This is a genomic window from Nocardioides sp. FY1077 (assembly GCF_058681775.1).
In genome coordinates this window covers 550,851-563,416 of record NZ_JBZWDB010000002.1, presented here as the reverse complement: position 1 = coordinate 563,416, position 12,566 = coordinate 550,851, and the positions used below count along the sequence as shown (strand labels likewise).

Annotated in this window: 12 protein-coding genes; 4 read left to right on the top strand and 8 right to left on the bottom strand. The window is 74.2% G+C overall.

Translation table 11 applies throughout. The annotated features are described in order from the left end of the window. The first annotated feature begins 36 nt into the window (after positions 1–36). Positions 37–789 (top strand): hypothetical protein, encoded by a 753-nt coding sequence (locus AC4OR8_RS07600; RefSeq protein WP_492164933.1) that lies wholly within the window; start codon positions 37–39, stop codon positions 787–789. A 112-nt stretch (positions 790–901) separates the two neighbouring features. On the opposite strand, the gene AC4OR8_RS07595 is transcribed toward AC4OR8_RS07600, so the two are convergent. After that, entirely contained in the window at positions 902–1,819 is a 918-nt protein-coding gene (locus AC4OR8_RS07595; protein ID WP_492164932.1) for an oxygenase MpaB family protein, read from the bottom strand. 46 nt (positions 1,820–1,865) lie between these two features. Here AC4OR8_RS07595 and AC4OR8_RS07590 point away from each other — a divergent pair, with 46 nt between their 5' ends. Both AC4OR8_RS07590 and AC4OR8_RS07585 read left to right on the top strand, forming a co-directional pair. Continuing rightward, positions 1,866–2,462 (top strand): TetR/AcrR family transcriptional regulator, encoded by a 597-nt coding sequence (locus tag AC4OR8_RS07590; RefSeq protein WP_492164931.1) that lies wholly within the window; start codon positions 1,866–1,868, stop codon positions 2,460–2,462. A 115-nt stretch (positions 2,463–2,577) separates the two neighbouring features. Then, positions 2,578–3,738, top strand: coding sequence for an alcohol dehydrogenase catalytic domain-containing protein (locus AC4OR8_RS07585; RefSeq protein ID WP_492164930.1), 1,161 nt, complete (start codon positions 2,578–2,580; stop codon positions 3,736–3,738). A gap of 36 nt (positions 3,739–3,774) precedes the next feature. Here the strand turns inward: AC4OR8_RS07585 and AC4OR8_RS07580 are convergent, their stop codons facing one another. From AC4OR8_RS07580 to ligD (AC4OR8_RS07565), 4 genes are all read right to left on the bottom strand, one after another. Beyond that, complete coding sequence (locus AC4OR8_RS07580; protein ID WP_492165314.1) at positions 3,775–4,560, bottom strand: HAD-IIA family hydrolase; 786 nt, start codon at positions 4,558–4,560, stop codon at positions 3,775–3,777. Between the two features lie 44 nt (positions 4,561–4,604). Continuing rightward, a complete protein-coding gene (locus AC4OR8_RS07575; protein WP_492164929.1) occupies positions 4,605–5,291 on the bottom strand; it encodes a response regulator transcription factor in 687 nt (228 codons plus the stop codon). A gap of 78 nt (positions 5,292–5,369) precedes the next feature. Then, the gene (gene ligD / locus AC4OR8_RS07570) at positions 5,370–6,290 is read right to left on the bottom strand and encodes a non-homologous end-joining DNA ligase (protein ID WP_492164928.1); all 921 of its coding nucleotides are present in this window, start codon (positions 6,288–6,290) and stop codon (positions 5,370–5,372) included. Continuing rightward, a complete protein-coding gene (gene ligD / locus AC4OR8_RS07565; protein ID WP_492164927.1) occupies positions 6,287–7,216 on the bottom strand; it encodes a non-homologous end-joining DNA ligase in 930 nt (309 codons plus the stop codon). Before ligD (AC4OR8_RS07565) ends, ligD (AC4OR8_RS07570) begins: the two co-directional genes overlap by 4 nt. 127 nt (positions 7,217–7,343) lie before the next feature. Here ligD (AC4OR8_RS07565) and ku point away from each other — a divergent pair, with 127 nt between their 5' ends. Beyond that, entirely contained in the window at positions 7,344–8,369 is a 1,026-nt protein-coding gene (gene ku / locus AC4OR8_RS07560; RefSeq protein WP_492164926.1) for a non-homologous end joining protein Ku, read from the top strand. Positions 8,370–8,479: 110 nt separating this feature from the next. On the opposite strand, the gene AC4OR8_RS07555 is transcribed toward ku, so the two are convergent. The 3 genes from AC4OR8_RS07555 to AC4OR8_RS07545 are packed head-to-tail and all read right to left on the bottom strand — an operon-like array spanning position 8,480 to position 12,511. Continuing rightward, positions 8,480–9,934, bottom strand: coding sequence for a carboxyl transferase domain-containing protein (locus tag AC4OR8_RS07555; protein ID WP_492164925.1), 1,455 nt, complete (start codon positions 9,932–9,934; stop codon positions 8,480–8,482). Continuing rightward, a complete protein-coding gene (locus AC4OR8_RS07550) occupies positions 9,931–11,178 on the bottom strand; it encodes a CaiB/BaiF CoA transferase family protein (protein ID WP_492164924.1) in 1,248 nt (415 codons plus the stop codon). Before AC4OR8_RS07550 ends, AC4OR8_RS07555 begins: the two co-directional genes overlap by 4 nt. Positions 11,179–11,191: 13 nt before the next feature. After that, positions 11,192–12,511, bottom strand: coding sequence for an SLC13 family permease (locus AC4OR8_RS07545; RefSeq protein ID WP_492164923.1), 1,320 nt, complete (start codon positions 12,509–12,511; stop codon positions 11,192–11,194). Between the last annotated feature and the right edge of the window lie 55 nt (positions 12,512–12,566).

Below are 12,566 nucleotides of genomic sequence, written 5' to 3'. Positions count from 1 at the left end.
GCGTGCTCCACCTCCCCCGCAGCCGAAGGGCCACCCATGCGTCTCCCCTCCGTCCCCCGCCCGAGCCGTCCCAGCCCGTGGCTCGCCGTCTCCGCCCTCGCCCTCGTCGCCGCGAGCGGCGGCACGTCGTACGCCGCCGCCATGATCAGCTCGGGCGACGTCGTCGACGACTCGCTGCGCAGCCGCGACCTGCGCAACGACACGGTGCGCTCGGCCGACGTGCGCGACGGCACCCTGCGCGCCCGCGACTTCCGCGACGGTGCGCTGGTGGGCGGCGGCGCCCAGAGCGAGCCGGGTCCGGTAGGTCCCGAGGGCCCGGCGGGCCCGGCGGGCCCGGCCGGTACCGGCCGGTGGCTGCTGGTCGACGCGACGGGCGCGATCGAGGCGCAGTCGGGCGGGTTCACCGTGGTGTCGCGCTACGACGCCGACCCCCTCACTCCCGCCGGCGCCGTCGGCAACGTCTACGTCGACGCCGGCGAGGACCTCTCCGACAACGCCGTGGTGGCCACCATCGCGCTGCAGAACCAGGTGGACCAGAACGGCGACACCGTCCGCAACGGCCGGGCGCTCGGCGCCGACAACAACCCCGAGTTCTCCGGCGAGATCACCGCCACCCGGTGCGGGATCGCCGGCGTCGTCGTCTGCGCCCCGTCGGGCACCGACGACGCCCAGCACCTCGTGGTCAGCCCGCGCCTCAGCGACGGCTCGGTCACCACGGCTGCGGACCGCAAGCGCTTCTACGTGGTCGTCAGCGGCGACTCCACCGACTACGTGCCCGCCGCCGGCTGACCTCAGGACCGGTCGGATCGCTGCTCCACGGAGGGGCACACGTGTGCCCCTCCGTTGACCACGCCGAGACCCTGTCTCCCAGTCCCCGCACCGGGCCCGGCCCGTACCGTGCTCACCCGTGCCGCACCGGGCACCCGCCAACCCCCGGCACCGGCCACGTGCCGAGCGTGGCGACGTCGACGCCGTCGGGGTGGCTGCGCACCCAGGGCAGGTCGTTGGCCGTACGGGCGGTGGTGCGGGCCGGGAAGCGGCGCAGCAGCCGGCCGCGGGCCCGCAGGGCCGCGCGGGAGGCGGCCACCACGGGGGCCGGCGGCGCGGCGTACCCGAACGCCTCGCGCAGGGGCGGGTCCATCAACGCCCGGGAGAACACCTCGACGGCCGCTGCCGCCGGGCGCGGGTAGAAGGTCTGCACCAGCGCCGTCGTGGCGTCGGCGACCCGGCGCCCACCGGGGTCGGGCCCGAAGTGCGCGGCCTCGTAGTCGTCCATCAGCCGCGCGAAGCCGGCGTAGTCGTCGGGCACGTCACGGACGCCGAGGTGGCGGCCGAGCTCGCGGTAGTAGTTCACCGACGCGCGCAGCTCACCGTCGGTGAACGGTCGCTTGCCGTAGTCGTCGAGCCACCGCTTCGGCACCACCACGAAGGTCGACAGCACGTAGGCCATCTCGTGGTCGGGGATGTCGTAGGCGCGGTGCATCTGGTTGACGCGCCGCAGCGCGGTGCGGGCCTCGGGGTCGGCGAACCCCTTCAGCAACGGCACCTCCAGCAGCAGCGCGGTGTCGTCGTAGCGACGCTGGGTGGCGGTGGTGAACGCACCGGTGGCGTCCAGGAGGCGACCGATGCCCGGCACGGCGTAGGTGCGGAACAGCGCGAAGGACAGGGCCTGGTTGAGGTCCCACGGGAACTCGTAGACCGCCAGCATCCGGTAGATCTCGACGTGGTCGACCTCGGGGTCGAGCGCGGCGGCCGCGCGCTGCCAGTGGTCGCGCGGGACGCCGCCGAACCGCTGCCCGCGCCAGGAGAAGGACCTCATGCGAGCCAAACTAGAGCAACCGCTCTGTTCTCGCTACGGTGTGCGGGTGAGGACCCCCCTGCAGTCGCGCAGCGAGTCGTCGGCCGACCGCATGCTCACCGCCACCCTCGACCTGCTCGCCGCCGGTGGCCCGGCCGTCGTGACGGTGGCTGCGGTGGCCCGCGCGGCCGGCACCTCGAACGGCGCCCTCTACCACCGCTTCGGCGACCGCACCGGACTGCTCGTCGCGGCCCAGGCCCGGGCGCTCACCCGGCTCGAGGAGCAGACCGCGGCCGCCTTCGCCGAGGCCGACAAGGAGCCCGACGACGCTGCGGCGCTCGACCTGCTGGCCCGGGCCGCGCTGCGGATCTTCGCCGACGAGCGCGCCACCCTGCGCACGCTGGTCGTCGAGGGCCGCACCGATCCGCGCCTCGGACCACCCGGCACCGCCGCCACCCACCGTCTGGCGGCCGCCGTCACCGGCTGGCTCGAGGCCCGCTTCGCGACCACCCCCGCGTGCGCCGAGGCGGCGTGGCGGCTGCTGTTCTCCCTCGGCGCCACCCAGGCGCTCTTCGACGAGGACCGCCTGTCGGCGCGCCCGCTCGCCACCGACGACCTCGCCCCGGCCGTCGCCCGGGCCGTGCTCGCCGTCGTGCGCCGCTGACCGGTCCCGCAGCGCCCGACCCCGACACGGGGCATGCTCACCCCATGCGCCCCGACTCCCCCGCCACGCCGCCCCCGGCCCGCCTGACGGCTGCACCCACCGCCCGGAGCGCCCGGTGAGGGCCGTGACCTGCGCGGGCGGTCACCTGCAGGTGGCCGACGTGCCCGACCCGCGCCCGGCCCGCGGTCAGCTGGTGCTGGACGTCCTGCGCTGCGGCATCTGCGGTTCCGACCTGCACGCGAAGGACCACGCCGACGAGCTCAACGAGGTGATGGAGGAGCTCGACTACACCGACTTCATGCGCTCCGACACCACCGTCGTGCTGGGCCACGAGTTCTGCGGCGAGGTCGTCGAGCAGGCTCGCGGCGCCGGCGGCCGGGAGCTGCGTCCCGGCACCCACGTGGTGTCGTTCCCGCTGGTGCGCGCCCGCGGCGGGGTGCACCTGACGGGGCTGTCGCCGCTGGCGCCCGGCGGGTACGCCGAGCGGGTGCTGGTGGAGGCGTCCATGACGTTCCCCGTGCCGAACGGCCTCGCGCCCGACGTCGCGGTGCTCACCGAGCCGATGGCGGTGGCGCTGCACGCGGTCAACCGCAGCGAGGTGGGCAAGCGCGACGTGGCGGTCGTGCTCGGCTGCGGCCCGGTCGGGCTCGCCGTGATCGCCCACCTGCGCGCCCGCGGCGTGCAGACGGTCGTCGCCAGCGACCCCTCGGCCGGGCGCCGCGCCCTGGCGAGCGCCTGCGGCGCCGACGTGGTGGTGGACCCGACCGTGGAGTCGCCGTGGGAGGCCGCCGGCGCCCGCGGGTGGCTGACCACCGCCCCCGACCTGCTCGACCTCGCCGTCGACTCGATGGACAAGCTGCGCCGCCTGCCCGGCTGGTCGCACGTCTACCGCGCCGCCGACCACATCGGCGCCACCGACCCGAAGCGCCCCGTGGTCTTCGAGTGCGTCGGCGTGCCCGGCATGCTCGAGAGCGTCGTCTCCAGCGCGCCACTGGCCACCCGGGTGGTCGTCGTGGGCGTCTGCATGGGCCAGGACGCCCTCCGCCCGGCGATGGCGGTGAACAAGGAGCTCGACCTGCGCTTCGTGCTCGGCTACACGCCGCTGGAGTTCCGCGACACCCTGCACCTGCTCGCCGAGGGCGAGGTGGACGCCTCCGCCCTGGTCACCGGCACCGTCGGCCTCGCCGGCGTCGCCGCCGCGTTCGCCGCGCTGGGCGACCCCGAGCGGCACGCCAAGGTGCTCATCGACCCCCGCAGCGCCGCCACCGCCCCCTGACCTGCAGGGCTGACGGGGCCGACGAGGCCGAGCGGCTCAGTCGGCCTCGGCGGCCTCGGCCCCGGGCGACTGCACGCCCTCCCCGACCAGGTCGACGAGGTCGGCGATGGAGTCGACGACGCGGGTGGGCCGGTAGGGGAACGTCTCCACCTGGTCGCGCCGGGTGGAGCCGGTGGTGACCAGCACGGTGCGCAGGCCCGCCTCGAGGCCGGAGATGATGTCGGTGTCCATCCGGTCGCCCACCATCACGGTGGTCTCGGAGTGGGCGTCGATGCGGTTGAGCGCGCTGCGCATCATCAGCGGGTTGGGCTTGCCGATGAAGTACGGCTGGCGGCCCGTGGCGGTGCTGATCAGCGCCGCCACCGAGCCGGTGGCCGGCAGCACGCCCTGCTGGCTGGGTCCGCTCACGTCGGGGTTGGTGGCGATGAACCGGGCGCCGGCGTCGACGAGGCGGATCGCGCGGGTGATCGCCTCGAACGAGTAGGTGCGGGTCTCGCCCAGCACGACGTAGTCGGGGTCGCGGTCGGTCATCACGTAGCCGATGTCGTGCAGCGCCGTGGTGAGCCCGGCCTCGCCGACGACGTACGCCGTGCCGCCGGGACGCTGGTCGGCGAGGAACTGGGCGGTGGCCAGCGCCGAGGTCCAGATCGCGTCCTCCGGCACGTCGATGCCGCTGCCGAGCAGGCGGGCGCGCAGGTCGCGCGGGGTGTAGATGGAGTTGTTGGTCAGCACCAGGAACCGTCGCCCCGAGCTCTTCAGCCGCTCGATGAACTCCTGGGCGCCGGCGATCGGCACCTCCTCGTGCACCAGCACGCCGTCCATGTCGGTCAGCCAGGTCTCGACCGGTCGCTCGCCGCCCACCGCGCTCACCCCTGCGGGCTCTCGAGGCGGAAGCCCACGCCGCGCACCGCGACGACCTTCTCGACCGCGCCGACGCTCTCCAGCTTCTGGCGCAGCCGGCCGATCGTCACGTCGAGGGTCTTCGTGGAGCCGAACCAGTTCTCGTCCCACACGTCGGCCATCAGCCGGCCGCGGGAGACCACCTTGTCGCGCTGGGCGGCCAGGATCGTCAGCACGTCGTACTCCTTGCCGGTGAGCGGCACCTCCGCGCTGCCCGAGTACACCCGCCGGGCGTCGCCGTCGATGCGCAGGCCGAGGGGGTTCTCCTCCGCGCCGCGCGGGCCCGACGTACGGCGCAGCAGCGCCCGCACCCGCGCCTGCAGCTCGGCGAGACCGAACGGCTTGGCGACGTAGTCGTCGGCGCCGTAGTCGAGGCCGACGACGCGGTCGAGCTCGGCGGCGCGGGCGGTGACGATCATGATGGCGCCGAGGTAGCCGGCCTCGCGGGCGCGGCGGCACACCTCGAGGCCGTCCATGTCGGGCAGCCCGAGGTCGAGGATCACCACGTCGGCGGGCGTGGTGCCGGTGGAGAGGTCGTCGAGGGCCTTCTGGCCGCTGTCGACCCAGACCACGTCGTAGCCCTCGCGCTCCAGCGTCCGGACGAGGGGAAAGGCGATGTCCTCCTCGTCCTCGACGACCAGCACACGCGGCATGGGACCACCCTAAGGGTCGGTCGTCGCGTGGCCGACGCCACACTCCCGGCACGGACGCGGACGCGGACGCGGCGCCGGTCAGCCGGCGTCGAGCGCGAACAGGTCGCCGAGGTCGGCCACCCGGTCGAGGACCTCCTCGAAACGCACCTGATCCAGCCCCAGCGGGTCGTCGGCGCCGGCCTCGACCTCGGCCCAGGTGAGCGGCGTGGCGACCGTGGGACGCTCGCGCCCGCGCAGGCTGTAGGGCGACAGGGTGGTCTTCGATCCGGCGTTCTGCGACCAGTCGAGGAACACCTTGCCCGAGCGGCGGGCCTTGGTCATCGTGGCGGTCACCAGCGCCGGGTGGCGCTTCTGCAGGGTCTCCGCGACCTCCTTGGCCAGCGCCGAGGAGTCGTCGGGGCGCATCCGGCCGGGGAGGTCGGCGTACAGGTGCAGGCCCTTGCTGCCGCTGGTGACCGGGCGCACGGCCAGGTCGCGCTCGGCCAGCTCGTCGCGCACCATCAGCGCGACCTGCGCGCACTCGTGCAGCCCGGCACCCTCGCCGGGGTCGAGGTCGACCACCAGCCGGTCGGCGTTGCGGGGGCGGCCGTTGCGGCCCACCGTCCACTGGTGCACGTGCAGCTCGAGGGCCGCCAGGTTGCCCAGCCAGGTGAGGGTGGCCAGGTCGTCGACGACGGGGAAGACCAGCGTGTCGCCGTTGCGGCTCGCCCCGCGGCTGCCCGTGGTCGACACGGTGGCGGTGCGCACCCACGCCGGCGTGCCGGGCGGCACGTTCTTCTCGTAGAAGCTGCCGCCCTGCACGCCGTGGGGCCAGCGGATGCGGGTGACCGCCCGGTCGGCGAGGTGGGGCAGCAGCACCGGCGAGATGCGCGCGTAGTAGTCGAGCACCTCGCCCTTGGTGGTGCCGGTGGCGGGGTAGAGCACCTTCGCCAGGTTGCTCAGCACCAGCGTGCGCCCGTCGACCTCCACGCGCACCTCGTCGCGCGCGGCCGGGCTCACAGGTCCTCCGGCGAGAGGTCGCCGCGCACGCCCTGGTACGACGGCTGGCGCAGCCGCTCGGCGCGCGAGGTGTGGTGGGTGTCCACGTCGACGACGACGACCGCCTCCACCCAGTGGGTCCCGCGGGCGTCGATGCGCGGCACCTCGTCGGCGAACGGGCTGCGCTCGCGCGCCAGCGGCGCGAGCAGCTCGGAGAGCACCGCCGCGGCCCGGCCGCCGATCCCGCTGCCCACGCGGCCACGGTAGAGCAGCCCGTCGGGCGTCGGCTCCCCCAGGAGCAGCGCGCCGAGCCGGTCGGTGGTGCCCTCCTGGGGGCGCCAGCCGCCCACGACGTACGACAGCCGGTGGCGGTGGGCCTTCTTCAGCCAGTGCGGGCTGCGGGCCCCCGGCGTGTACGGCGACGACCGCCGCTTGCTGACGATGCCCTCCAGGCCCTGGGCGTGGGTGGCGTCGTGCAGCATCTGGCCGTCGTCGTACGCCGCCGGCACCTGCCAGGCCGGGTCGAGGCCGTCGGCGACCAGCCCCGCCAGCAGCTCCCGGCGCCGCTCGAGCGGCTCGTCGAGCAGCGGGCGGCCGTCGAGGCGCAGCAGGTCGAAGACCATGTAGGTGGCCGGCAGCTGCTCGGCCAGGCGGGCGGCGGCCGGGGCCTTGCGCACGTGCATCCGGTCCTGCAGCACGCGGAAGTCGGGCAGGCCGGCGTCGTTCAGCGCGATCACCTCGCCGTCGACCAGCAGGTCACGCCCCGCGAGCGGGTCGCCGGCCAGCTCGGGCCAGGCCACCGTGACCACGTTGTCGTTGCGGCTGGTCATCCGCACCGCTCCCCCGGCGGTGTCGGCGAGCACGCGCACGCCGTCCCACTTGACCTCGTGGGTCCAGCCCTCGCCCGTGGGCAGGACCTTCCCGGGTGTGGCGAGCATCGGCAGCATGGGTCCATCCTTCCCGAGTCGGCCGCGCCGATGAATACTCGGCACCACACCCGTCACACCAGCGACACGCTCCACCTCCCCGCGCCACCCCTCGCGCACCACCCGCCCCCGGACGACAGGACCCGACATGCGAGCCATCTGGAAGGGCGCGGTCTCCTTCGGCCTGGTCAGCGTGCCCGTCAAGCTCTACGCCGCCACCGAGTCGCACGACGTGTCGTTCCGCCAGGTGCACGCCAAGGACGGCGGCCGCATCCGCTACCAGCGCGTGTGCGCCATCGACGGCGAGGAGGTGGCCTACGCCGACATCGCCAAGGGCTACGAGACCGAGGACGGCGAGATGGTCGTGCTCAGCGAGGACGACATGGCCGAGCTGCCGGCGACGTCGTCGCGCGAGATCGCGGTGGAGAAGTTCGTGCCGAGCGACCAGATCGACCCGCTGCTGTTCGAGAAGAGCTACTACCTGGAGCCGGAGAAGACCGGCGCCAAGCCGTACGCCCTGCTGCGCCAGGCCCTCGTCGACGCCGACCGGATGGCGGTGGTGACCGTGGCGCTGCGCCAGCGCACCACGATCGCGGTGCTGCGGGTGCGTGACGACGTGATCGTGCTGCAGACGATGATGTGGCCCGACGAGGTGCGCACCCCCGACTTCTCCGTCGACAGTGGCGAGGTCAAGGACAGCGAGGTCAAGATGGCGACCATGCTGGTGGAGACCCTCGCCGGCGACTTCGACGCCAGCGAGTTCGAGGACGACTACGCCGGGGCGGTCGAGGCGCTGGTCAAGGCCAAGATCGAGGGCGGCGACATCCAGCGCACCCCCACCTCCACCAAGTCCTCCGGCGAGGTCGTCGACCTGCTGGCCGCGCTGCAGCGCTCGGTCGAGGCCGCGAAGACGGCGCGCGGCGAGTCGGGCTCCTCGGGGTCGGCGGGCTCCTCTGGCGACGCCCAGGACGAGTCGGCGGACGACGACAGCGAGTCGGCGGACGCGACGCCGGCGAGGAAGGCCCCGTCCAAGCGGGCCGCGGCGAAGTCGACGTCCGCGGCGAAGAAGGCCCCTGCGAAGAAGACCCCCGCCAAGAAGACCGCCTCGAAGACGGCCGACACCGCCGCGAAGAAGACCACCACCCGGAAGACGGCGGCGAAGAAGGCCAGCTGACCCCGGTCCCGGTCCCGGTACGCCGGGTTCGCGCGGCCGCCGCGGATCGCCGTACCTGTCGGCCCGGACCCGCACCTGTCGACCCACGCGACGGCCGACAGGTGCGGGTTTCACCGGCTGGCTGGTGAAACCCGCACCCCCTCCGTCACCGCGTGGAGGCGTACGGCGACCTCGGCGGCGACGGCGACGGCGAGGTCGCGGGGGGTGTCGGAGGGGTGCTCGGGGACGACGTGGTGGACGGTGCCGGCGCGCAGCATGTCGACCGCGCGGACCTGCTGCTGCTCCGACATCGACGCGGCGTGGGAGGTGTCGCCGCCGTGCACGATGGCGCTGGCGCCCTCGGGGGGCAGCGGGGCCAGCCAGGCGTGCTCGGCGGCCACCACCTGCTGGGCGGCGAGCAGGGCCAGCGCGCCGCCGCCGCAGCCCTGGCCGAGCACCACCGAGACCGTCGGCACGGTCATCGTGGTCATCGTGGCGATGCAGCGCGCGATCTCCCCGGCGATGGCGCCCTCCTCGGCGCGCTGCGACAGCTCCGCACCGGGGGTGTCGATGACGGTGACCAGCGGCAGGCCCAGCTCCTCGGCCAGCCGCATCGCACGACGCGCCTCGCGCAGCGCGGCCGGGCCCATCGGCGTCTGCGGCGACTGGCGGGTGCGGTCCTGGCCGACGACCACGCACGGCTGCCCGTCGAGGCGGGTCAGCGCCACGATCACGGTGGCGTCGAGCTCGCCCTCGTCGGTGCCGCGCAGCCGCACGGTGCGGGTGCCGGCGTGGCGCAGCAGGTCCCGCACGCCTGCCCGGCCGGGGGCCCGGGTGATGCCGATCGACTCCCACGCCGAGCCGTCGCCCGCCGCCTCGCCCTCGCGGCGCGGCAGCGCCGGGACGTCGGGGGCGTCGACCAGCACGGCGAGGGCGTGGTCGACCAGCGCCGGCAGCTGCTCGGCCGGCACCACGGCGTCGATGACCCCGCGCGCCGACAGGTTCTCCGCGGTCTGCACGCCGGCCGGGAACGGCTCGCCGTGCAGCGCCTCGTAGACCTTGGGCCCGAGGAACCCCACCAGCGCGCCCGGCTCGGCCACCGTGACGTGGGCCAGCGAGCCCCACGACGCGAAGACGCCGCCCATCGTGGGGTGGCGCAGGTAGACCAGGTACGGCAGGCCGGCGGCGCGGTGGGCCATGATCGCCCGCGAGATCTCCACCATCCGCACGAAGGCCGGCGTCCCCTCCTGCATCCGCGTGCCGCCGGAGGCGGTGGTCGCGAGCAGCGGCAGCCCCTCGGCGGTCGCCCGGCGCACCGCGGCGGTGATGCGGTCGGCGGCGGCGGTGCCGATCGATCCGGCCAGGAAGCCGAACTCCCCGGCCAGCACCGCCACCGGGCGCCCGCGCATCAGGCCCCGCCCGGTGACCACCGACTCGTCGGTGCCGGCCTTCGCGGCGGCCCGCTCCAGCGCCGCGCGGTAGTCGGCGGGGTGGTGGGAGGTGTCGACGGCGACGTCCCACGACGCGAAGGAGCCGTCGTCGAGCACGAGCTCCAGCAGCTCGCGTGCCGTCCAGCGCTCGCTCACGCGCCCGCTCCCCCGCCGACCCCGTCAGCCGGCCCGTCGGCGTCCAGCCAGGCCCGGAGGGCGGCGCCGTGCTCGTCGAGCACCGGCGGCGCGGTGTGGTCGCGGCGGGTGACCTCGGTGCCGTCGCCGTCGAAGAACCGCAGCGGCGGGCCGGGGAGGGTGAGCGGGCCGAGGGTGCTGTGGTCGACGTCGACGAGCAGGCCCTGGCTGCGGGTCTGGTCCCAGGCGTAGACCTCGTCGAGGCTGCGCACCTTGCCCGCCGGCACCCCCACCTCGGCGAGCCGCGCCAGCAGCGGCTCGGCGTCCCAGTCGGCGAAGACGCCCTCCACGACCTCCACCACCCGCTCGCGCACGGCGACGCGCTCGGAGTTGGTGGCGAGCCCGGCGGCGTCGGGGTCGAGGCCGAAGCCGGCGCAGAACCGCTTCCACAGCCCCTCGCTGCCCAGCGCGATCTGCACCGAGCCGTCGCGGCAGCGGAACAGCCCGTAGGGCGAGATCGACGGGTGGTGGTTGCCCTGCGCGCGGCCCACCTCGCCGGCCACGGTCCACCGGGTGCCCTGGAAGGCGTGCACCCCGACCACCGAGGCCAGCAGCGAGGTGCGCACGACGCTGCCGCGCCCGGTGCGGTGGCGCTCGTTGAGGGCGGCGACCACGCCGTAGGCGCCGTACATGCCCGAGAGCAGGTCGGCGATGGGGGTGCCGACCCGCTGCGGGTCCTCGGGGCCCGACCCGGTCAGCGACATCAGGCCGGCCTCGCCCTGGGCGATCTGGTCGTAGCCGGCGCGCCCGCCCTCCGGGCCGTCGTGGCCGAAGCCGGTGATCGAGAGCACCACCAGGCGCGGGTTGCGCTCCTGCAGGGTCGCGATGCCGAGGCCGAGGCGCTCCAGCACCCCGGTGCGGAAGTTCTCCACCAGCACGTCGGCGCGGTCGACGAGGCGCAGCAGCAGCTCGCGGTCGCCGCCCTCCGCGTCGTCCTTGAGGTCGAGGGCGATCGACTCCTTGTTGCGGTTGGCCGAGAGGAAGTACGTCGACTCCCGCGCCTCGGGCTCGCCGACGAACGGCGGGCCCCAGCCGCGGGTGTCGTCGCCACCCGACGGGGTCTCCACCTTGACCACGCGGGCGCCGAGGTCGCCCAGCATCATCGTGGCGTGGGGCCCGGCCAGCGCGCGGGTCAGGTCGACCACCAGCACGTCGGACAGCGGCGCGCCGGTCGGAGGGCCGGTGGGGGTCTCTGGGGTGCTCATCAGGTGGGTCCTCTCACCACTGGGGCAGCACGAGCGCGGCCCAGACCAGGAGCGGTCCGACGGCCACGACGATCACGCTGTAGGTCAGGATCTGCTTGTAGAACACCGGCTCGGTGATCGTGTCGGGGCGGTTGGCGAGCATCAGCGCGCCGTTGGTGCTGAACGGGCTGACGTCGACGATCGTCGAGCTCACCGCGAGGGCCGCGACGAACAGCGCCGCGCTGACGCCGCCGTCGGCGATCAGCGGCACCGCGATCGGGATGATCACCGGCAGCAGGGCGGTGGAGGAGGCGAACGCCGAGACCACGCCGCCGACGTAGCAGAGGATCAGGGCACCGATGGCGACCGCGCCGAGACCGGCGGCCCAGGTGCCGACGAACTCCGGGGACCCGGCGGCGGTGAGGATCGCGGCGTACGTGCTGACGCCGGCGACCAGCAGGACGGTGGGCCAGGCGATCTGCTTGACGGCGTCCTTGTGCTCGTTGGGCGAGAGCATCGCGAGGATGACCGCCGCGGTGATCGCCACGAAGCCGATGTTCTTGTCGAAGACCAGCGCGATCACGGCCACGGCCACGAACGCCACCAGCGTCAGCACCTGGTCACGACGTACGCCGACGGCCTGGGTGGGCGACTCGGTGGTGGTGCCGGTGCCGCGGGCGGCCACGGAGCGCCCGCCGCGGTGGAGGTCGTCGTCGAGGGTGTCGGTCTCGCCGGGCTCGATGCGCCGGCTCATCAGCTCGCGCCCGCCGAGGACGACGAACAGCACGACGGCGAGCAGGAAGTTCACGACGAGGCTGGAGAGGAACACCGCGATCTCGCTGGAGGGCAGGCCGGCGTCCTCCATCACGGAGTTGGTGATGGTGCCGTAGATGCTGATCGGCGAGAAGCCGCCGGCCTGGGCGCCGTGCACGACGAACATGCCCATCATCAGCGGGCTGATGCGGTAGCGCCCGGCGAAGCCGAGGGCGATCGGGCCGATGATCGCGCAGGCCGCCGGGCTGGCGGCGCCGATCGCGGTGAGCAGCGCGGTCACGAAGAACATCACCCACGGGATCAGCGCGACCCGTCCGCCCACGGCCCGCACCGCGCTGCGCACGATGAGGTCGACCGTGCCGTTGTTGCGCGCGATCGCGAAGAGGTAGGTCACCCCGATCAGGGTGAGGATGAGGTCACCGCTGACGCCGGCGAGGATCTCCTTCTCCTCCAGGTCGAGGGCGTACATGCCCACGAGCCACGCAGCCACGTAGGCCAGCGCTCCCATGTTGATCGGCAGCACCGTGCCGATGACGAACAGCGCGACGAGCGCGATGATCGCTACCCATTCCGGTCCCATTCCTGTGCCTTCCTCCTGGAGCCGACGGCCCTGGTGACCGCAATCACATCTGGCT

Coding starts and splice junctions, on each gene's coding strand:
- AC4OR8_RS07600 (WP_492164933.1), top strand. CDS start 37: ATGCGTCTCCCCTCCGTCCCCCGCCCGAGCCGTCCCAGCCCGTGGCTC.
- AC4OR8_RS07595 (WP_492164932.1), bottom strand. CDS start 1,819: ATGAGGTCCTTCTCCTGGCGCGGGCAGCGGTTCGGCGGCGTCCCGCGC.
- AC4OR8_RS07580 (WP_492165314.1), bottom strand. CDS start 4,560: ATGGACGGCGTGCTGGTGCACGAGGAGGTGCCGATCGCCGGCGCCCAG.
- AC4OR8_RS07575 (WP_492164929.1), bottom strand. CDS start 5,291: ATGCCGCGTGTGCTGGTCGTCGAGGACGAGGAGGACATCGCCTTTCCC.
- ligD (WP_492164927.1), bottom strand. CDS start 7,216: ATGCTGCCGATGCTCGCCACACCCGGGAAGGTCCTGCCCACGGGCGAG.
- ku (WP_492164926.1), top strand. CDS start 7,344: ATGCGAGCCATCTGGAAGGGCGCGGTCTCCTTCGGCCTGGTCAGCGTG.
- AC4OR8_RS07550 (WP_492164924.1), bottom strand. CDS start 11,178: ATGAGCACCCCAGAGACCCCCACCGGCCCTCCGACCGGCGCGCCGCTG.
- AC4OR8_RS07545 (WP_492164923.1), bottom strand. CDS start 12,511: ATGGGACCGGAATGGGTAGCGATCATCGCGCTCGTCGCGCTGTTCGTC.